The organism is Pasteurella sp. XG20 (assembly GCF_018968665.1).
GTDB lineage: Bacteria > Pseudomonadota > Gammaproteobacteria > Enterobacterales > Pasteurellaceae > Pasteurella > Pasteurella multocida.
In genome coordinates this window covers 1432778-1454085 of sequence record NZ_CP076656.1, presented here as the reverse complement: position 1 = coordinate 1454085, position 21308 = coordinate 1432778, and the positions used below count along the sequence as shown (strand labels likewise).

At 38.8% G+C, this 21308-nt stretch carries 13 protein-coding genes and 4 tRNA genes; 10 read left to right on the top strand and 7 right to left on the bottom strand.

What is annotated here, in order from left to right; genetic code table 11:
- Positions 1–90 precede the first annotated feature (90 nt).
- From miaB to KPF51_RS06635, 6 genes are all read left to right on the top strand, one after another.
- Positions 91–1515: a tRNA (N6-isopentenyl adenosine(37)-C2)-methylthiotransferase MiaB gene (miaB, locus tag KPF51_RS06660; protein WP_005717221.1), complete on the top strand. Its 1425-nt coding sequence runs from the start codon at positions 91–93 to the stop codon at positions 1513–1515.
- A gap of 413 nt (positions 1516–1928) precedes the next feature.
- A complete protein-coding gene (locus KPF51_RS06655; RefSeq protein WP_061405906.1) occupies positions 1929–5096 on the top strand; it encodes an exo-alpha-sialidase in 3168 nt (1055 codons plus the stop codon).
- A 221-nt stretch (positions 5097–5317) separates the two neighbouring features.
- Entirely contained in the window at positions 5318–6706 is a 1389-nt protein-coding gene (locus KPF51_RS06650; RefSeq protein WP_064661152.1) for a nicotinate phosphoribosyltransferase, read from the top strand.
- A gap of 493 nt (positions 6707–7199) precedes the next feature.
- Positions 7200–7973, top strand: coding sequence for a MipA/OmpV family protein (locus KPF51_RS06645; protein ID WP_061405908.1), 774 nt, complete (start codon positions 7200–7202; stop codon positions 7971–7973).
- 88 nt (positions 7974–8061) lie between these two features.
- Complete coding sequence (locus KPF51_RS06640; RefSeq protein WP_061405909.1) at positions 8062–9189, top strand: efflux RND transporter periplasmic adaptor subunit; 1128 nt, start codon at positions 8062–8064, stop codon at positions 9187–9189.
- Entirely contained in the window at positions 9186–11135 is a 1950-nt protein-coding gene (locus tag KPF51_RS06635; protein WP_005723002.1) for a MacB family efflux pump subunit, read from the top strand. Before KPF51_RS06640 ends, KPF51_RS06635 begins: the two co-directional genes overlap by 4 nt.
- 344 nt (positions 11136–11479) lie before the next feature.
- Here the strand turns inward: KPF51_RS06635 and KPF51_RS06630 are convergent.
- From KPF51_RS06630 to KPF51_RS06620, 3 genes are all read right to left on the bottom strand, one after another.
- Positions 11480–11566, bottom strand: a tRNA-Leu gene (locus tag KPF51_RS06630).
- Positions 11567–11609: 43 nt separating this feature from the next.
- Positions 11610–11683: transfer RNA gene (locus KPF51_RS06625), tRNA-Cys, on the bottom strand.
- 7 nt (positions 11684–11690) lie between these two features.
- Positions 11691–11766, bottom strand: a tRNA-Gly gene (locus KPF51_RS06620).
- 274 nt (positions 11767–12040) lie between these two features.
- Between KPF51_RS06620 and KPF51_RS06615 the strand changes: the two genes are divergently transcribed.
- Together KPF51_RS06615 and trxA are read left to right on the top strand one after the other, a co-directional pair.
- On the top strand, positions 12041–13150 hold the full coding sequence (locus KPF51_RS06615) for a methionine biosynthesis PLP-dependent protein (protein WP_005722999.1): 1110 nt from the start codon (positions 12041–12043) through the stop codon (positions 13148–13150).
- Positions 13151–13261: 111 nt separating this feature from the next.
- On the top strand, positions 13262–13585 hold the full coding sequence (gene trxA, locus KPF51_RS06610; RefSeq protein WP_025248426.1) for a thioredoxin: 324 nt from the start codon (positions 13262–13264) through the stop codon (positions 13583–13585).
- A gap of 52 nt (positions 13586–13637) precedes the next feature.
- Here trxA and cobB read toward each other — a convergent pair whose 3' ends face one another.
- Both cobB and rluC read right to left on the bottom strand, forming a co-directional pair.
- Positions 13638–14342 (bottom strand): Sir2 family NAD+-dependent deacetylase, encoded by a 705-nt coding sequence (gene cobB / locus KPF51_RS06605; protein ID WP_005722996.1) that lies wholly within the window; start codon positions 14340–14342, stop codon positions 13638–13640.
- Between the two features lie 83 nt (positions 14343–14425).
- Positions 14426–15406, bottom strand: coding sequence for a 23S rRNA pseudouridine(955/2504/2580) synthase RluC (gene rluC, locus KPF51_RS06600; protein ID WP_005722994.1), 981 nt, complete (start codon positions 15404–15406; stop codon positions 14426–14428).
- Positions 15407–15822: 416 nt separating this feature from the next.
- On the opposite strand from rluC, the gene rne reads away from it, so the two are divergent.
- Positions 15823–18840 (top strand): ribonuclease E, encoded by a 3018-nt coding sequence (gene rne / locus KPF51_RS06595; protein ID WP_061405910.1) that lies wholly within the window; start codon positions 15823–15825, stop codon positions 18838–18840.
- 140 nt (positions 18841–18980) lie between these two features.
- A tRNA-Ser gene (locus KPF51_RS06590) sits at positions 18981–19070 on the top strand.
- Positions 19071–19342: 272 nt separating this feature from the next.
- Here KPF51_RS06590 and priC read toward each other — a convergent pair.
- Both priC and KPF51_RS06580 read right to left on the bottom strand, forming a co-directional pair.
- Positions 19343–19897, bottom strand: a complete 555-nt coding sequence (priC, locus tag KPF51_RS06585) for a primosomal replication protein PriC (protein WP_061405911.1) — start codon at positions 19895–19897, stop codon at positions 19343–19345.
- A gap of 50 nt (positions 19898–19947) precedes the next feature.
- Positions 19948–21306 carry a Na+/H+ antiporter family protein gene (locus KPF51_RS06580; RefSeq protein WP_064661115.1) on the bottom strand — a complete coding sequence of 453 codons (1359 nt, stop codon included), beginning with the start codon at positions 21304–21306 and terminating at the stop codon, positions 19948–19950.
- Between the last annotated feature and the right edge of the window lie 2 nt (positions 21307–21308).

Sequence of the window (21308 nt, the reverse complement as noted above, 5' to 3'; positions counted from 1 at the left end):
AGAAATCTCTTTTTTAGCTAGCCAGCATAGGTTCAAGACTGTAAAATAGCCAGTCACATTTTTATAGGTTAACTGAATTTTTTAAACGATATGACGCAAAAATTACATATTAAAACGTGGGGTTGTCAGATGAATGAATATGATTCATCTAAAATGGCAGATCTCTTAAACAGTACTCACGGCTTAGAGTTAACAGAAATTCCGGAAGAAGCGGATGTGTTATTGTTAAACACTTGCTCAATTCGTGAAAAAGCACAAGAAAAAGTTTTCCATCAATTAGGACGTTGGAAAGAATTAAAGAAACATAAGCCGGGACTCGTTATCGGTGTTGGGGGCTGTGTTGCCTCACAAGAAGGAGAACACATTCGTACTCGTGCTCCTTATGTCGATATTATTTTTGGACCACAAACCTTACATCGTTTACCTGAAATGATCAATCAGATCAGAGGTGGTAAAAGCTCAGTAGTCGATGTCAGTTTCCCAGAAATTGAAAAATTCGACCGTTTACCAGAACCGCGTGCAGAAGGTCCAACTGCTTTCGTATCCATTATGGAAGGCTGTAATAAATATTGCTCATTCTGTGTAGTGCCTTATACGCGTGGTGAAGAAGTCAGTCGTCCAGTGGATGATGTATTATTTGAAATTGCACAGTTGGCAGAGCAAGGCGTGCGTGAAGTGAATTTATTAGGACAAAACGTGAACGCTTATCGTGGTGCAACTCATGATGACGGTATTTGTACTTTTGCGGAATTGTTACGTTTAGTAGCCGCTATTGATGGTATCGACCGTTTACGTTTTACCACCAGTCACCCAATTGAGTTCACTGATGACATTATTGATGTGTACCGTGATACGCCAGAGTTAGTGAGCTTCTTACACTTACCTGTACAAAGTGGTTCTGATCGTGTGTTATCTATGATGAAACGCAATCATACGGCATTAGAATATAAATCGATTATTCGGAAGTTAAGAGCGGTGCGTCCAGAGATTCAAATTAGCTCAGATTTTATTGTTGGTTTCCCGGGTGAAACAGCAGAAGATTTTGAGCAAACCATGAATTTAATTGCACAAGTAAATTTTGATATGAGTTTCAGCTTCATTTATTCAGCACGTCCAGGCACGCCAGCAGCAGATATGCCTGATGATGTGACAGAAGAAGAGAAGAAACAACGTTTATATGTGTTGCAACAACGCATTAACAATCAAGCCGCGCAATTTAGTCGAGCAATGTTAGGAACAGAACAGCGCGTGCTAGTGGAAGGACCATCGAAAAAAGATTTAATGGAACTCACAGGGCGTACAGAAACTAATCGTATCGTAAATTTTGTGGGTACGCCAGATATGATTGGGAAGTTTGTTGATATCAAGATCACGGATGTGTTTACTAACTCACTGCGTGGTGAAGTCGTCAGAACTGAAGAACAAATGGGACTTCGCGTTGTTCAATCGCCACAAATGGTGATTAATCGTACTCGTAAAGAAGATGAACTCGGCGTGGGACGTTATCACGCGTAGTAGTGCTATCCCTTCAAATATTTAACCGCTCTTGTGTTTCTCAAGAGCGGTTATTTTTTATGAAAAATTTTTGATAAATTGACCGCTCTTTTTATTGCTTCATTTTATGATAGACAGCGTGTTTTCTATTATTCATCGTATTTCTTTTTATTTCACTTCATTAATAAATTATTAAATTTCAATTGCTTATCAAAATTGTTGTTTTTTGCTTTTTTTCTATTTATAGCATGGTTATTTTTTATACATAAATGGTGTGTTTCTCCATATTTTTACATAAAATTGTGACTCCACTCTAACTATTGTTCTCTCGTGCTTTACTCCATTTTATAAGGCGGTTAGTTTAGATCATGTTGTTTTTACAACATATTTTGAAGTTGTTTGAAGGTTGAGCTTATTTTATAGTTGAGGTGATGATGAAAAAATTTAATCCTAGTGTATTGGCGTTGTCCATATCAAGTCTGCTACTCACATCCACATTGACCTTTGGTCAAATCCAGCAACAAGATAAAGCACTCTTTGGTGTGAAAGAACATCAAGAAAGCCTACTCTTTCATCAGAGCTTAGTAGAACAAGGTAGTGATAATGTGCCAATTTGGCGCATTCCGTCTTTATTAAGAACAAAAGACGGTGTATTAATTGCCGCCGCAGATAAGCGTTGGCAACACCGTGGTGACTGGGGCGATATTGATACCGCAATCCGAATTAGTCATGATGATGGGAAAACATGGGGAAATATTACAACGATTTTGGATTTGCCATCAAAGAATGGGGAAAAATCCCCATCAGCACCAGATCCTGTAACATTCAACGCGTGGGGAGATAGACCAAATTGTACAACTTACTGTAATTCTGCTTTTTTGATCGATGCTCAGATGGTACAAGATAAACGTAATGGTAGAATTTTTTTAGCAGTTGATATGTTTGCCGATGGAGCAGGTTTTTTTGGTGTAAAAGACAGTGGTAATGGGCGCATTAATATTGATGGTAAACAGTATCCTATTTTAAATGAAACGCAATCGGGTCAACGTTGGACTCTTCGTGAAAATGGAGAGGTTTTCGATCATGAGAATAAGAAAACATCTTATAGAGTTGTTGTAGAAGGGAATCCAAAATTAAACTTTAAAGATTTGGGAGATATTTATAATGAGAGAAATGAGAAAGTTGGAAATATTTATTTGAAAGATAGGAATACACCATTTTTAGCCATTAATACTGCATATGTTTGGTTAATCCATTCGGATGATAATGGAAAAACTTGGTCAAATCCTATTGATTTAAGTGCACAAGTGAAGAAAGATTGGATGAAGTTTTTTGGTACAGGTCCTGGTGTTGGAATCCAAACAAAGAATGGAAGTTTACTTTTTCCTATTTATTACACTAATCAACATGGTAAGCAATCATCAGCATTGGTTATTAGTAAAGATGGTGGTAAAACTTGGGATTTGGGCGCTAGCCCTAATGATAGCCGTCCAGATTTGTATGGGCAAAACTCTCAAACGCTTCGAACAAATCAGCGTGGACATGAGCTAACAGAATCTCAACTTATCGAGCTTGAGAATGGTGATTTGAAACTTTTTATGCGTAATACAAGTGGAAGAGTGATTATGTCCACATCAAAAGATGGTGGATATACTTGGTTAGATACCCATCAGGTAAGTGAATTAAAACATGGCTATTCTCAACTTTCAGTGATTAAATATTCTAAAAAAATCAATGGGAAAGAGTATTTGATTTTTTCTGGACAATCAGTCGAAGGAAATGGTGGAGATGATAAACGAAAAAATGGAAAATTATTTTTAGGTGAAGTACAAAAGGATGGTTCTATTGTTTGGAAAACAGACAAATTGTTGCGAGAAATTAGCAGTACTGGAACTTCTAGACAGAGTAATTTGAGAGGATATAGTAATGGTTATGTATATAGTTCTCTTGCTGAATTAGGAGATGGTAGTATTGGCTTAGCCTATGAAAATACGGTTGATTACACAACTATTATGTACTTACCAATTGAAATGCAAGAATTTTTCTGGCGTGATGGCAAAATATTCAGTGATATCCGCCAAAAAACACCATTAACTGTTACTTATAACGGTGCAGACTCCCTTGAAAAAATAGGTGATGGTATTGCGATTAAGCAAGGTGTAGGAGAAAGTTTAGGCGGTGTGACAGTCAGTGAAGGGACCTTAGTTTTAGCGCAAAAATCAGAACAAGATAAAAATAAAGCTTTCACAGATGTTACGCTCAATAAAACAGGTATTCTACAAGTTGAATCAGTGCAAAATATTGATACATTAACTGTCAATAATGAAGCATCAGGGTATATTCAACTTAGTGTTTCAGATGAGAGCACACCGATGTTAAATATTGCGAAAGGGGTATCTGGTAAAGAAGTTAAGCTGCATGTCAACTTACAGAAAAAACTCAAACCAAATGATAAAGGTTATTACCATGCCCAAGGAGAAGAACTAATCGCATTTAAGGATAATGGACAAGTCAAATGGCGTTTAGTTAACGATGAACTAAAAGATGGCATGTATGTTTATACTTTGGCTTCAGTGGCTAAACCAAGTGTTTTACGTACAACAAGTCAGCCACATTCACTCTATTTAACAAATAAGTTAATTACAGCAGATGGTAAAGCCGTATCCACGGTGGCTCCATTGAAAGCACCATTAACCGTAAATGCTCGCCCACAAGTAAATCCGGTATTAGCTTCTTATTTAACCGCCAATCTTGCGCTTAATAAAATGAGCGAGCAACTTCAGCAAAGTTTCATGCATGAAACGCGTTTATTGCAAGAAAAAGATCGCAGTATTTTTGTTAAGTATCTTAATGGTAAACAAAAATATGGCTCAAACTTAAGCTTTATTGACTATGGGTATGATTTTAATGCGAGTTATAGCGGTGTGATGTTAGGAGGCAAAGTATGGCAGTCTGAACGTGGTAACCATGCCCTGTATACAGCATTGAATAAAACGTCCTATAAAGTGACGCCGAAAGCTGTAGATGGTGAGACGAAAGCGAAATACCACAGCTGGGGAGGAAGTATAAATTGGCATAGTAACTTGCCTCACAATCTGATAGTAGATTTATCAGCTGGCTATCAAAAACATAAGGGCGACATTGAACATGCAGGTCATGTGAAAGGTTATACTTTTAATATTGGTGCGGATTTAGGTTATCGCTATCAATGGATGAAAAATGCGTTTATTACACCAATGGTTGGTTTGCATTATTTATATGCCTCGCTTTCAGATGTCAATGACCAAGCGAATAAAGCGTTATTGAAATATAATAATTTCAATGCGTTAAAAACGAATTTAGGTGTTGATGTGAACTATCGAATCGGGAAGTTTGAAGTAAAAGGTTTACTTTCTTACGATATGTATCAACAAAAAACACGTCAATTGTATGTTGATGATGTAGCTTATAAGCAAGGTAAACTGGCTGATACACTTCATTTAAATACACAATTCGTTGCCCATTTAACGCCACGTTTTGCATTTTCAACGGAAGTTGGTTTCCAGCATGCGCGGAATAAAGGACAGTCTTCCTTTGCTGTTGGAGCACATTATCAGTTCTAAGGACTGAGTGCTCATTGGACTTGAGTACCTTTTTAAATAAAAGTAATGAAAATTGAACAGAAATGCGATTTTCATTACTTTTTCTATTTTTAATATCTTAATGCTAAGAAAACGTACCGCACTTTTCATTCTTCAAGATTATTAATGCAGTGGATAAAAATTTTTGGTAAAGTGTATGCATCAAATTTTATATTTTTATTTATTTTTAGTGGTTAAATGAAATGTATACTTCTAATTTTCTTAATCTTATCTTGAATACAGATAGCTATAAAGCCTCTCATTGGCTCCAATATCCTCCTAATACAGAATATATTTCTTACTATATTGAAGCGCGTAGAGGAAACTTTGATGTGCTTGCGTTTGGTTTACAAGCATTTATTAAAGAATATTTACTGAAACCTATCTCGCAAAATGATATTGATGAAGCAGAAGTTGTTTTGACGGCACACGGCTTGCCATTTAATCGTCAAGGTTGGCAACGTTTATTGGAGAAACATCAAGGTTTATTACCAATCAAAATCGAAGCAGTACCAGAAGGCACTGTGTTACCTACTGGAAATGTGGTTTGTCAAATCGTTAATACTGATCCTGAGTTTTTTTGGTTAGTTGGCTATTTAGAAACCGCGTTATTGCGTGCGATTTGGTATCCTTCTACGGTGGCGAGTGTGTCATATTTCTGTAAACAAAAAATTAAAACGGCATTAGAAAAATCGTCAGATAATTTAGCAGGACTCGGTTTTAAATTGCACGATTTTGGTGCTCGTGGTGCATCAAGTTTAGAAACCGTGGCATTAGGCGGTTTAGCACATTTAGTGAATTTTATGGGAACCGACAGTGTGTCTGCGCTTGTCGCAGCAAAGCGTTGGTATAACGCGACTAGCATGCCTGCGTTTTCGATTCCTGCGGCGGAACATAGCACGATGACGTCTTGGGGAAAAGAGAGAGAAGTGGATGCTTATCGTAATATGGTTGAGCAATTTGCAGGTGAACATAAAATATATGCAGTCGTGTCAGATAGTTATGACCTTTGGAATGCTTTAGAAAATATTTGGGGCACGCAACTAAAAGATCTGGTGGAGATAAAAGGAGGCACTTTAGTGGTTCGCCCTGATAGTGGTGATCCTGCTGAAGTGGTTTGTCGCACTTTAGCGATCTTGGCTGAGAAATTTGGTACGACTTTAAATAGTAAAGGTTATAAAGTCTTGCCTGATTGTGTGCGCCTTATTCAAGGCGATGGTATTAATGTGAATTCTTTAGGTAAAATTTTGGAGGCAATTCTTGCCAGCGGTTTTAGTGTTGAGAATGTCGCCTTTGGTATGGGAGGCGGATTATTACAGCAAGTGAATCGAGACACAATGAGTTGGGCAATGAAGGCCAGTGCAGTGTGTATTGCAGGCGAATGGCATGATGTGTATAAAGACCCGATTACTAGCCAAGCAAAGCGCTCGAAAAGAGGCGTGCTTGCCTTAGTGAAACAAGAGAACCGGTGGCACACGATTGAACAAAAGGCGCTTGGACAGCAAAAGAACCAGCTCCGCACAGTGTTTCTGAATGGAGAATTACTGATTGATGAACATTTTGATGATATTCGGAGGAGAGCGGGTTTCTAAAATAGTGGCTTTTTACACCGCACTTTATTCGTCTAAGAAGCGACTCAATGATATTATCTTTCATGAAAGGGGCTTATTGTACGATGTTGTTGACTTAAAAGGTTGAGCAAGATAAGTTATTTGCTCAACCTTTTTACCTTTTTCGTTTTTTTCTTCCCCCAATAGATCTCTTTAGATTATTTGGACATTGAGACTGAATATCTTTTTTAATATGCAATGCTTATTTCTAAGTCAATTTATTCTCTTTGTGTTTTTATGACTTTCTATTATTTTTATTCATAATGAGATTAATGAATAATAAGATTATTTTTTAATTCATTTTATTTATTATTAATAAAATTTTAAGTGTTTAATTTTTATTTAATTTGATTATTTATTATCTTGTTAAATTTAAGCAAACGTTTGCTTTTATTGAGGTTTGACCAGTTTTTATTGAAATAATATGTATTTAATATCAGAATTCATCTTCCAATTCATTTTATACGAGGTTTGTATGAAAAATAAAAGTAAATTGTTAGCATGTTGTTTAATGGCTCTTCCAATATCCAGTTTTTCAATTGGAAATAACAATTTAATTGGTGTCGGTGTATCTGCTGGAAATAGTATTTATCAGGTAAAAAAGAAGACAGCCGTTGAACCGTTTTTGATGCTTGATTTATCTTTTGGCAATTTTTATATGCGTGGTGCGGCAGGGTTAAGCGAACTAGGTTATCAGCACGTTTTTACCCCGAGTTTTAGCACTTCACTGTTCTTGAGTCCCTTTGATGGTGCCCCCATAAAAAGAAAAGATCTTAAGCCTGGTTATGATTCTATTCAAGATCGTAAAACACAAGTTGCTGTAGGGTTAGGTCTAGATTATGACTTAAGTGATTTGTTTAATTTACCAAATACGAACATTTCACTTGAAATGAAAAAAGGACGTCGGGGGTTCAATAGCGATATTACTTTGACCCGTACTTTTATGTTAACCGATAAATTTAGTATTTCCCCTTCTTTTGGTTTGAGTTATTATTCTGCAAAATATACCAATTACTATTTCGGTATTAAGAAAGCAGAACTGAATCAAACGAAACTTAAATCTGTGTACCATCCGAAAAAAGCGTATTCAGGACATATTGCATTGAATAGTCATTATGCAATTACCAATCATATTGGTATGGGACTTTCTTTTTCCTGGGAAACTTATTCTAAAGCGATAAAAAAATCACCGATTGTGAAACGAAGTGGTGAAATAAGTTCAGCTTTAAATTTCTACTATATGTTTTAATCTATCTTGAGGGAGGCAAAGTATGCCTCCCTTTTTATTCTTTTCTAGCATGATATTAAGTGAAATTGATAAAGGAGAGTGATTTTACATGAGGAAATACAGTAAATATGCCTTGCTTGTTTTATTACTCTGTCTCGTTACTTTTTACTATATAAGCGAAGAGGAAAATAGCAGCGATATTATTTTTCCAGCGATAAGAAGTGATATACAAAAAGTGATTACGGCAAGTGGTATTTTGCAAGCAAAAGAAGAAGTTGAGATTGGTTCACAGGCCTCTGGTCAAGTGAAACAAATCGTGGTGCAAGAAGGGCAGCGTGTCAAGAAAGGGGACTTATTAGCACTTATTGATCCGCGTATTGCGGAAACCGAGTTGAAGCTTGCAAAAGCAGAGTTAGAAAGTGCTGAAGCAAATTTAGAGGTAAAGCGAGCGAATTTGGTGTTATCTGAAGTGAATTTGGCACGCCATTATCAGTTGAATAAAAAAGAGGCTACGACAAAAAAAGATATTGAGGAAGCCGAAAATAAGCGAATTATTGCAAGTGCAGAATTACGTATGGCGCAAAGCCAAGTAGAAAGTGCCAAAGTCAAAGTGGAAAAAGCGAGCACAGAATTAGGTTATACTGAAATCCGTTCTCCGCTTGATGGTGTAGTGATTTCCGTTGTGGCACAGAGTGGACAAACCTTAGCCGCGAGTCAACAAACACCGGTGTTAATGAAATTGGCTGTCATTGACACCATGAAAGTGAATGCTCGGGTTTCTGAAGCGGATGTGATTGATCTACAAGTGGGTGCACCAGTTCATTTTACTTTATTAGGGGCACCACATGCACAATTTCATGCCAAATTAGCTGCAATTAAATTATCACCTGTGAAAGTGAGTGAGGCGACGTATTATTATGCAACTTTTGAGGTTCCTAATCCCGACCATAAACTACGTATCGCGATGACAGCAGAAGTGTCTATTTTATTAGATAAACGAGAAAATGTTGTGACGCTCCCGATTTCTGCATTAGGACAAATGCTCAAACCCAATCATTATTCTGTGACTGTTTTAAATCAATCAGGTGAAAAAGAGCAGGTTATCGTGAAAACAGGCTTAAAAGATGGGGCAAGAATAGAAATTGTAGAAGGTTTATCTGAAGGTGATAACGTTGTCCTGTCAGTAAATCTAGCTACGTCCTTGAATGACGAAGAAATATATGATCTTGGATTATGATGAATCAACCTTTAATTGAATTGAAAAATATTGTGCGTCGTTATGGTCATGGCGATACTGAAACGACAGTATTAAAGTCGATCAATCTTAAGATTTATGCTGGCGAAATGGTAGCGATCGTAGGGGCTTCGGGATCGGGGAAATCGACCTTAATGAATCTATTAGGTGTACTTGATCAGGCGGATGATGGTGAGTATCTTTTTCGAGGTCGTCAGATCAGCACATTATCCTCTGATGAATTGGCGGATTTACGCTGTTACCACTTTGGCTTTGTTTTCCAGCGTTATCATTTATTGCCTCATCTCACTGCAGTAGAAAATGTCGAAATACCGGCTATTTATTCTGCTATGGAGAAGGAAAAGCGGATTGAACGAGCACAAAAATTATTGTGTCGTTTGGGATTAGAAAATCAGTTAAAGCATAAACCTTCTCAACTTTCCGGTGGGCAGCAACAGCGTGTGAGCATTGCACGGGCATTGATGAATGGCGGTGAGATTATTTTAGCTGATGAGCCTACTGGAGCATTAGACAGTCAAAGCAGTCAGGAAGTTTTATCCGTACTGAAGACCTTGAATCATCAGGGACATACGGTTATTTTGATTACGCATGATATGCAAATTGCATCGCATGCAGACAGAATTATCACAATGAAAGACGGTGAGATTATTGCGGATAGTGGCGTGACTCAAAACCTAATGAAATCATCCGTTCAAGAAGTGACACCTCAGCTCTCTTCAATCCATTATTTGGCTACGCTACGCCGTTATCATGCGGCTTTTTTGATGGCAATGCACATGATGTTTGCGCATAAAATCAGAACATTACTTACGATGCTCGGCATTATTATTGGCATTGCTGCGGTAGTGTGTGTCATTGCGTTAGGGGAAGGCGCAAAAAATAAAGTTTTAGCTGAGTTTAGTGCGTTAGGCAATAATACAATTGATATCTATCCAGGAAAGAATTGGGGTGATCCCGATGCGATAAAAATTCAAACGCTCAATCAGGTTGATTTAGCACTCTTACGCCAACAACCTTACTTAAAAGGGGCTACACCTCAGATTTCAGTCGATCTACCGTTACGTTTCTTAAATAGAACAGTGAATGCGTCAGTTTATGGCGTAAGTGACGCTTTTTTCCAACTCAGAAAGCACAGGTTGCTCAATGGACGTTGGTTTAATGCTCACGATATGGCAACTCATCAAGCGGTTAGTGTGATTGATAAAAAATCACAGCAGGTCATCTTTGGGACGGAAAGTGCGGTCGGAAAAACGGTTTTTATTGGGCAAATTCCGATTTTGATTGTCGGGGTAGTAGAAACCCCTTCTCAAAATATAGAAGGACAGCGTGCCGCAATATGGTTACCTTATAACACTGTCGTGAGCCGGTTATACAATCAGTCTTATTTTCAGCAGATTACGGTACAAGTTAAAGAGCATATTGCACCAGAACTGGCAGAAAAAGCTATTATTGATTTATTAACCATACAACATGGTAGGAAAGATTTCTTTACTTTCAGCAGTCGTAAGTTTTTACAATCTCTTCAGCGCACGACCCAAACGTTGACGATGATGATCTCGTCTATTGCGTTTATTTCGTTAGTTGTAGGGGGGATTGGGGTAATGAATATCATGCTAGTTTCTGTTATAGAGAGAACTCGTGAAATCGGTATTCGTGTTGCTGTCGGTGCAAAAGAGAAAGATATTTTACACCAGTTCCTGATTGAGTCAGCGAGTGTGAGCTTACTTGGTGGTATGTTGGGCGTATTACTTTCTTTATTATTGGGGGGACTTTTTTCTGCATTCACTGACAGTATTAAAATGCAATTTACGTTTTCTTCCTTTTTGATTGCTTTTGTTTGTTCGTCAATGATCGGCATGATCTTTGGTTATTTTCCTGCGCGTAATGCTGCAAGATTAAAGCCTGTTGTCGCCTTGTCACAGGAATAAGGACGTATAAGGATTATTGATGTGATATAAGTGGAGAAGGAAGAAAGCAGAAAGCGAAAAACACGCTCTATTTGTGATCGCTAAAGTAGACGAGAAATGCCGTCTTTTAGCATGCGTAAGATAAACTAAATACGGATGAAAAGCATATATGAGTGATAGAGAGCATTTGAAGCATGAGCAGGCGGCACGATTGGTCACCATTTGGCTTGTATATAAAATATTAATAAAGAAAATCACGGCTATCAAATAGCGACTAGGTGAAAGATTAAGAAAAACAGGAAATTTTAGATACAAAAAAAAGCCGCGTTAAGCGACTGGATTGCTGATTTCCTTGATATTTTAAATGGTGCCCGAGGCCAGACTTGAACTGGCACGCTTCGAAAAGCGAGGGATTTTAAATCCCTTGTGTCTACCGATTTCACCACTCGGGCGCACAATTTTATATCTTTTTTAAACTAACTTAGTATCAGCGTATGGAGGCGTGTCCCGGAGTCGAACCGAGCTACATGGATTTGCAATCCAGTGCATAACCGCTTTGCTAACACGCCGTTAGTTTGGAGCGGGAAACGAGGCTCGAACTCGCGACCCCAACCTTGGCAAGGTTGTGCTCTACCAACTGAGCTATTCCCGCATTCGCTGTTAGTGCGGTGCATTCTACTGATTTATAAAAATCTGTCAACGGTTGTTTTGAAAAAAAGTGATTAATTGGTGAAAAAAAGTGCATATTAATTTTTTCTGTTTAAAAAATGTGTTTTTTGCTTAACTTTAAACAACTTGGTGTTTTCTTGTTGATTGAAAATTTTTCTATTTTCTTTTTTCACTTTTATGACATAATATCAAGTCTAGACATCTAGATAGCTAAAATAATAAGTTTTTATTCTTTACTTAGGGAATACAGAGGTTCTATGACACAACATTATTCAATTGAAACGTTATTAGCGCAGGCTGGAAATCGAACGGATGAGCGTACTGGTGCAGTTTCTACACCGATCTTTTTATCAACAGCTTATGCCCACCATGGAATTGGTGAAAGTACAGGCTATGACTATACACGTACGAAAAATCCAACACGTAGCGTTTTAGAAGAAACCATTGCTAAATTAGAAGGTGGGGAACGAGGCTTTGCTTGTGCTTCAGGAATGGCGGCAATTCAATTAATCATGTCCTTATTTACTTCCCCTGATGAGTGGATTGTTTCGCGTGATGTGTATGGTGGCACCTATCGTTTATTGGATTTCGCGTACAAAAATACACAAGGCGTTAAACCAGTTTATGTGAATACATCAGAGGTATCCTGTATCGAAGCGGCGATTACGTCTAATACAAAAGCAATTTTTGTAGAAACTCCTTCTAATCCTTTGATGGAGGAATGTGATGTGGCTGCGATTGCAAAAATTGCGAAAAAACATAATCTGCTTTTGATTGTCGATAATACTTTCTTAACACCGGTTTTATTTAGACCAATTGAGGCTGGTGCAGATATTGTGATTCATAGTGGAACTAAATACTTGGCTGGTCATAACGATGCCTTGGTTGGACTGGTTGTGGCAAAAGGTGAAGAACTCTGCCAACGTTTATTCTATATTCAGAATGGGGCTGGTGCAGTTCTGTCGCCTTTCGATTCATGGTTAACGATTCGAGGCATGAAAACCCTCGCCTTACGTATGGAACGTCATGAACAAAATGCCAAACAGCTGGCTGCGTTTCTGGCTTCTCAGCCACAAGTAAAAAATGTGTTATATCCAAATAAGGGCGGTATGCTTTCTTTCCGCTTACATGAAGCACATTGGGTTAATCCTTTTTTGAAAGCGCTGAAACTAATCACTTTTGCTGAAAGTTTGGGGGGAACAGAGAGCTTTATTACCTATCCAGCGACACAAACCCATATGGATATTCCAGAAGAGGAGCGTATTGCGCGCGGTGTGTGTAATTGTCTTTTGCGTTTTTCTGTTGGTTTAGAAAATGTAGAGGATATTAAAGCGGATTTATTACAAGCGTTTGCACAATTAAACTAAGTTTTCCTCGTGGACGGATTGATTTGCATAATGCTTATGATATTATCATTGCACTTGAAATGATAAAAAATATTCTTATTATAAAGAATGTTATTAACAAAAAAGGAAGAAATAATGGAAGTATTACATTCAACTGATGCAACATTTACGGCAGACGTCGTCAATTCAGATGTACCGGTCTTATTAGATTTTTGGGCACCTTGGTGTGGTCCTTGCCGTATGATCTCTCCAATTTTAGATGAAATTGCAGCAGAATTTTCGGGTAAAGTGAAAGTGGTGAAAATTAATATTGATGAAAACCAAGCGACACCAGCACAATTAGGTGTGCGTAGTATCCCTACTTTAGTCTTATTTAAAAATGGTAAAGCCGTTGCGACACAAGTGGGTGCTTTACCAAAGAACCAATTAGCTAACTTTATTAATCAGAATATCTAGTTAACGAATAGCATAAAAAATCCCAAACAGGTGTGTTTGGGATTTTTTATGTTTAAAGAAATTGTGCTAAATAGTGTGGAACCAATTCCGTCGCTTTACCATAATGACATTCGTCAAAACTAGACCGCACTTGGCTAGGTTCTAAATTAAGCTCGACTGTGTGAGCCCCATAAAATAGCGCTTCGCGTACAAACCCTGCTGCGGGATAAACATTGCCAGACGTTCCAATTGAAATAAAATAATCACACTCAGAAAGTGCGGTCTGAATTTTTTCCATTTCTAACGGCATTTCGCCAAACCATACAATATGCGGACGCAGAATCTGAGTAGGTGTACAGCAAAGACACTTGTCGTGCTCACCAATATCTCCTTGCCAGTCATAAATTTTTCCTGATTTGACACAGCGAACTTTCAATAATTCCCCATGCATATGAATCAAGTTTTTTGACCCTGCACGTTCGTGTAAATTATCTACATTTTGTGTGACGATGAGTAAATTATTGCCGAGTTTTTTCTCCAGTTCCGCTAAGGCGAAATGGGCAGCATTGGGTGCAATCTGATCAGAAAATAACTGCTTGCGGCGTTCATTGTAAAAGCGCTGCACGAGTTTGGGATTGTGAGCAAAGCCTTCTGGGGTAGCAACCTCATCAACAGGATGATTCTCCCATAAGCCATCAGTAGCTCGGAAAGTGCGAATACCCGATTCGGCTGAAATGCCAGCACCGGTTAAGACAACAATTCTAACTTGTTTTGTCATGCGTTTTCCTCCTGATGTGTGGTTCTTCTTACCTCTCACAAGATTTCACTCGTATTTCCCCGTCATTTTTTGTTGTTATGATATTAATTGCTTGATTTTTGCTCACGCAATGCACCCAAGATCTTTTTCATTTCTGGATCTAATGGTGCATTAATGCGTAATGTTTCACCTGTTTTAGGGTGTTCAAAACGAATAGAAAACGCGTGTAAGAATAAGCGTGTTAAGCCTAATTGAGTCATTTGCTCATCAAAGTGTTTATCGCCATACTTATCGTCTAAAGCGATAGGATGACCTGCATATTGAGTGTGTACTCGAATTTGATGAGTTCGTCCTGTGACGGGGGAGGCTTTTACCAAAGTGGCATATTCATAACGTTCTTCGATTGAAAAACGGGTTTCAGACGGTTTACCTTGTTCACTGACTCGTACAATACGTTCGCCACTGGATAACTCATTTTTTAGTAGTGGCGCTTTCACCACTTTGCAATGGGATTGCCATTGCCCACGGACTAAGGCTAAATAATCTTTTTGTACCGTTTTTTCGCGTAATTGCTCATGTAAACTGCGTAAGGCGGAACGTTTTTTCGCGACCAATAAAATTCCCGAAGTATCACGGTCTAAACGATGGACAAGCTCAAGAAAACGGGCGTCAGGACGTAAGGTGCGTAAGGCTTCAATCACGCCAAAACTTAATCCACTCCCACCGTGAACAGCAATACCAGAGGGCTTATTTAAGACTAATAAACACTCATCTTCAAATAAAATTTGTTTTTCTAATTGGCTGACTTTATTTAATTTAGTTGAAATTGGCGCGTGTTCTTTTTCTGACACACAGACAGGAGGAACTCGTACAATATCATTGGCTTGCAGTTTGTATTCTGGTTTAATACGCCCTTTATTTACACGGACTTCGCCTTTACGCAAAATACGATAAATTAAACTTTTTGGCACACCTTTGAGTTTAGCTAATAAATAATTATCAATACGTTGCCCTGCTTCATCTTCACTAATCGTCAGCATTTTTACTGTTTGATTGATGACTTTTTCGTCTTTTTTTTGGTTCATTTGATACGTCTATTTGATAGAAATTGGACGGATCATATCATATTTTGCTTTCCTTTAAAGGATTAAAATTACCTTGATAAATAAGAGGGATAAGTACATAATAAGGCGTATTTTTATGCCATTAAATTGGCTTGAAAATGGAGCGTTATTATTGTGGTCATATAATGCAGCGAATGGCATAAGACATTAGTAACCCAATGATTTTATATATTAAAAATCCTATCGCGACTTACAGTATCATTTTGATGAGTCGATGCTGTTTTACGCAAATGTATCTTTCATTTGAGTAACGTTATCAATGCACCCAGCAGCTGACAGTCGAGAGACTGACATTCTGCGACAGACACGAGGTCGATAGCGAAGAAAAGTGCGGTGATTTTTTAATAGAGACAGAATAAAAATTAAGAGAACAAATAATGAAAAGAATGTTAATCAACGCAACTCAAAAGGAAGAGTTGCGCGTTGCTCTAGTGGATGGACAACGTTTATTTGATTTGGATATTGAAAGTCCAGGTCATGAACAGAAAAAAGCAAACATTTACAAAGGCCGTATTACTCGTGTTGAACCTAGTCTTGAAGCCGCGTTTGTGGATTATGGTGCCGAACGTCATGGTTTCTTGCCTTTGAAAGAAATTGCACGTGAGTATTTTCCCGATGATTATGTCTATCAAGGACGCCCAAACATTCGCGATATTTTGAGCGAAGGGCAAGAAGTCATTGTTCAAGTAAATAAAGAAGAACGTGGGAATAAAGGGGCTGCGTTGACAACTTTTGTTTCTTTAGCGGGAAGTTACTTGGTGATCATGCCGAATAACCCGAGAGCAGGCGGTATTTCACGTCGTATTGAGGGGGATGAACGTCTTGAGTTAAAAGATGCATTGAGTTCTCTTGAAGTACCAGACGGTGTGGGATTAATTGTGCGTACTGCCGGGGTAGGTAAGTCGCCGGAAGAATTACAATGGGACTTAAAAGTTTTACTTCACCATTGGGAAGCAATTAAACAAGCCTCGCAAAGTCGCCCTGCGCCTTTCCTGATTCACCAAGAAAGCGATGTGATTGTACGAGCTATTCGTGATTACTTGCGCCGTGATATCGGTGAAATTTTAATTGATAGCCCTAAAGTGTATGAAAAAGCCAAAGCGCATATTAAATTAGTGCGTCCTGACTTTATTCATCGAGTCAAACTTTATCAGGGCGAAGTACCGTTGTTCAGCCACTATCAAATTGAATCACAAATCGAATCCGCGTTCCAACGTGAAGTGCGGTTACCTTCTGGTGGCTCGATCGTCATTGATGTGACAGAAGCCTTAACGGCGATTGATATCAACTCATCTCGTTCGACGCGAGGTGGCGACATTGAAGAAACCGCGTTAAATACTAACCTTGAAGCGGCAGATGAAATTGCTCGTCAACTACGTTTACGTGACTTAGGCGGCTTGATTGTGATTGATTTCATTGATATGACTCCAGTTCGTCATCAACGCGAAGTAGAAAATCGTATTCGTGATGCTGTACGTCAAGATCGTGCACGTATCCAAATTAGTCGTATTTCTCGTTTTGGTTTGTTGGAAATGTCACGTCAGCGTTTAAGCCCATCGTTAGGGGAGTCATCCCATCATGTATGCCCGCGTTGTCAAGGGACAGGTAAAATCCGTGATAATGAATCACTCTCTCTTTCTATTTTACGTTTAATCGAAGAAGAAGCATTAAAAGAAAATACCAAACAAGTGCATACCCTTGTGCCAGTAGAAATTGCTTCTTATTTATTAAATGAAAAACGTCGTGCGATTCACAGCATTGAAAAACGTCACGATGTGGATGTGATTGTCGTACCAAATGAAACGATGGAGACTCCACACTTTGGCGTGTTCCGTGTGCGTGAGGGCGAAGAAGTACATGAGCTCAGTTATAATTTAGTTAAATTACATCAAGAGAAAGATGAGCATTTTGTGCCTGAGGAATCTCTTGTGTCACGTAATATTGAAACCGCAGCTTTAACAAGTGAAAACGTTTTAGAAAGTGCGGCTGTTTCAATGGCAATTCCTGCACCTGCACCCGTTCCAGAGAAGAAGGTCGAAAATAAACCGTCTTTATTGACTCGCATACTGGCAAAATTAAAAGCAATTTTTGCTGATAAACCAGTGGTGGAAGAGAAGTCAAAAGGAAATCGTCCTAAGAGTAACCGTAATCGCCGTCAACAAGAACGTCGTAATCAACGTCGTTCACGTGCAGAGAATGTGGAGCGTGATAGCAATACGAAACGTCAAGATGAGGTTGTTGAAGAAGTGATTCGTCCTCGTTCAGAACGTAATACTAAACGTAATCGTAAGGCAAATCATGCGGTTGATACCGTATCTGTAACGGAAAATACATTAGATACTGCTACCGTTGAGAGCGTTGAAGTGGAAAAAGTGGAGTCCGTTTCGCCACGTCGTCAACGTCGCGATCTGCGTAAAAAAGTCCGTATTAGCGATGATGCTCATGAACGTGCATTGCCACTTGTCGAGACAGAAATAAGTATGCCTGAAGCAGAAACCGTGGTTGAGGAGACGGTTGTTGCAACAGAACTTGTGCCAGAAACTGTGCCTGTAGTTGAAGAAGGAGAAACAGAAAAACGCCGTGATAATAATCGTCGCCGTTTACCTCGTCATTTACGTGTGAATAATCAACGCCGTCGTCGTCAGAACCAAGAGTTTAAAGCACCAATGCCATTATTTGCTGCGGTAGCTTCTCCAGAGTTAGCAAGTGGTAAAGTATGGCCTGATTTCCAACCTGTTGTAGTAAAAGAAAACCAATTCTTATCGGTAGATGAGTTATTAGAACAACAACATCAGCCAAAAGAAAGCGCAGCAACGATTCCTGCACTTGATTTGGTGGCGGAAGGCAGTGAAAAAGGTGTATCACCATTTAATGGTTTCGTTGTACAGCCTGCGAATGAGTCGGTTGAAAAGAAAGTCAAACAATCGTTACAGCGTTTAGAAGAAGAGCAAGCTTTAGCCATTATGCAACCTTTATCGGTAGCAGATACTAAAATAGGCGAAGCAGAAGGGGAAACCGAGCACAAGCCATTAAACGACGTTTCGACAGAACTCAGTGTGAAGGAGAAGGACGAAAATAGACTTCCACAACAGCCGCCAGTAGAAGAAGTTGTTGAACAAGTCGAAATGCCTGCTCAAGGGGATGAAGTGAAGTCCATTAGTCGCTTACAACGAAACTATCAGTTTAGTGGACGCTTAGGTACTATTTCGGCAGTGCCGCATACGACATCAGAAATGACGCTAGCTAAAGCAAGTGATGAGCCTCTTGAAATGTGCCAAATTGGCGTGTGGAGTGAGTCGCGTTACTATTTCCATGGCAAAGGTTCAGCAGGGCATCATAGTGCGATTAGCCACGTTTATGCAGGACCGACAAAAGCGGAGAATAAAGGCGAATAAGCACGGAGTTGTGATTTGCTATTAGACAACAAGATAGCAAGTAACGAATTGTTCTAAAATAAAGCAATTGAATAAAAATCCTTATTTAATTGCTTGACTTAGCAAGCTAAAATCCGTATTATTCACCACGCTTAAATCACGGAGGAATGGTCGAGTGGTTGAAGGCACCGGTCTTGAAAACCGGCGAGGGTTTACGCCCTCCGTGAGTTCGAATCTCACTTCCTCCGCCATCAAATTTTGAAAACCGTAAGTCGTTTGGCTTACGGTTTTTTCTTATCTTTACATCTTGTTTTCTTATTAACTATCTGGTTTATGATGTGATGTTGTACGAAAAGTATAATGGTATTATCTTTGAGTGCGATCACAAAAGGTATCGCATAGTTCCTCCTAAATGTTTAGTTGAGGAGGCGTACAATGAGCTATATTTTAGACCGTAAGAAATTTACGGGGGAGAGAAATGATATGCTGAATGATGAGGACAGTGTTTATCTCAGTAGGTTAATTACTTTTTATCTTGTGTATTTTTGAATACTAAATATTCTTCTAACGTTTCAATGGCTGCCAGACACTTTGCTTTTCGTTGCTGAGTTAGTTGGATTTTTTGTCCTAACAGTTTTTTTTCTTGCTCTGCTTGTGTTTTTTGTTGGCTATCTTGTAGTGACATCAATTTTTCATTTAATGCTTGTAATGCCTCATAATATTTTTCTAAACGTTCTCTAGGTGGGAGTTGATGAACATGATGTGTTGCTTTATTGGTCGGAGTGAAGGTTTTTGTTTTGATTTGAGTATGAGTTAAGGCTTCAGATAAAGCAACATACTGTGATAGTAATTTTTCTGCAAAAAAGGCGCAGAGTGCAATGTCCGTTTCCGGTGCATTTTCTAGTTGTGTTAGCGTTTGCTTTAGTTCTTGAAAATAAAAAGAAAAGACTTGGTTATTTTCACTAAATAAATGAGGGGCAAAACGCGTTTTTAATGGCTGTTCTGTCGCTGTACACTGTTTGTGATCAAGTTGCGTGATCTTGTTTGTTAAGATTCGAATAAGTTCTGTTTTTTTCATAGGTGGTGATAAACAATCAATCCTCCCTAGTAGGAGGATTGATGTGGATATTACAGATACATGGCGGCTAACCAACCGAAAAGAATGAGTGGGATATTATAATGGATAAATGTCGGGACGACAGAATCCCAAATATGATCATGTTTACCATCTGCATTTAAACCCGAGGTTGGTCCTAATGTTGAGTCAGAGGCAGGCGAACCCGCATCACCAAGCGCAGCGGATACCCCAATAAGCGAAACCGTTGCTAAAGGTGAGAAACCAAGAGAAAGACAAAGTGGTACATAAATAGAGGCAATAATAGGTACCGTTGAGAATGATGAGCCAATCCCCATAGTAATAAATAAGCCAACTAACAGCATTAAAAAGGCTGCAATCCCTTTATTTTCTGCGCCAAAACCTTGACTGAAGGTTTCAACTAACGCCGTTACACCACCCGTTGTATTAATAACATTGGCAAAGCCAGAAGCAGCGATCATCACAAAACCAATCATCGCCATTAAACGTAAGCCTTGTTGGAAAATGTCATTACTTTCTTTTAATTTGAAAATACCACAAACAGCAAAAATAATCAGACCGGCTAATCCACCAATAATGGTTGAACTGGTAAAGAGCTGAAGGGCAAAAGTAACAATGATTGCCACTAAACTTGCGCCGACATGGAACGGCTTGATTTGAGCAACATGTGATTCAATATCTTGCGTGCTGATTTCGCTGCGCATCATGGCATATTCTCTCGGTTTACGATAGCTAATAAAGATCGCTGTCAGTAAACCAAGAATCATGCCAATCACTGGGACGGCCATAGCTAATGACACTTTAGCCACAGATGTCTGTAAGCCTAAAGTCGCGCCGGCTTGGTTGATATTCTTAACGAGGATACTTTCAATAAAAATTTTCCCAAACCCTACTGGTAATAACATATAAGTGGCGGTTAAACCAAAAGTTAAAACACAAGCAACGGCACGACGATCCAATTTTAGTTTATTGAAAATCGCAAGAAGCGGTGGAATCACAATAGGAATAAACGCGATATGGACAGGTAATAAGTTTTGCGATGAAACGGCAAACAGCGTGAGGATTGTTAAGATAAAATATTTAAAACCCGCCATTGAGCGACTGCTTGGTGTATTGCCCAAACGTTTAATGACTTTATAGGCAAGTAAATCAGTAATGCCTGATTTTGAAATGGCAACCGCAAATGCGCCTAAAATCGCATAATTCATGGCGACTTCTGCACCTCCGCCTAGTCCATTCGTAAACGTTTTTATTGTTTCACTGACGCCCAAATTGCCAGTTAAACCTGCCACTAATGCGGAAATAACGAGTGCGATGACAACATTAATACGCAATAAACTGAGCGCAAGTAGAACCACAATGGAAATCACGACAGGGTTAGTTAATAACATTG

Excerpts from the sequence above, each read along its gene's own strand:
- KPF51_RS06650 (WP_064661152.1), top strand. The coding sequence starts at position 5,318 with ATGTATACTTCTAATTTTCTTAATCTTATCTTGAATACAGATAGCTAT.
- priC (WP_061405911.1), bottom strand. The coding sequence starts at position 19,897 with ATGAAAAAAACAGAACTTATTCGAATCTTAACAAACAAGATCACGCAA.
- miaB (WP_005717221.1), top strand. The coding sequence starts at position 91 with ATGACGCAAAAATTACATATTAAAACGTGGGGTTGTCAGATGAATGAA.
- cobB (WP_005722996.1), bottom strand. The coding sequence starts at position 14,342 with ATGACAAAACAAGTTAGAATTGTTGTCTTAACCGGTGCTGGCATTTCA.
- KPF51_RS06615 (WP_005722999.1), top strand. The coding sequence starts at position 12,041 with ATGACACAACATTATTCAATTGAAACGTTATTAGCGCAGGCTGGAAAT.
- rne (WP_061405910.1), top strand. The coding sequence starts at position 15,823 with ATGAAAAGAATGTTAATCAACGCAACTCAAAAGGAAGAGTTGCGCGTT.
- rluC (WP_005722994.1), bottom strand. The coding sequence starts at position 15,406 with ATGAACCAAAAAAAAGACGAAAAAGTCATCAATCAAACAGTAAAAATG.
- KPF51_RS06580 (WP_064661115.1), bottom strand. The coding sequence starts at position 21,306 with ATGTTATTAACTAACCCTGTCGTGATTTCCATTGTGGTTCTACTTGCG.
- KPF51_RS06635 (WP_005723002.1), top strand. The coding sequence starts at position 9,186 with ATGATGAATCAACCTTTAATTGAATTGAAAAATATTGTGCGTCGTTAT.
- KPF51_RS06640 (WP_061405909.1), top strand. The coding sequence starts at position 8,062 with ATGAGGAAATACAGTAAATATGCCTTGCTTGTTTTATTACTCTGTCTC.
- KPF51_RS06645 (WP_061405908.1), top strand. The coding sequence starts at position 7,200 with ATGAAAAATAAAAGTAAATTGTTAGCATGTTGTTTAATGGCTCTTCCA.
- KPF51_RS06655 (WP_061405906.1), top strand. The coding sequence starts at position 1,929 with ATGAAAAAATTTAATCCTAGTGTATTGGCGTTGTCCATATCAAGTCTG.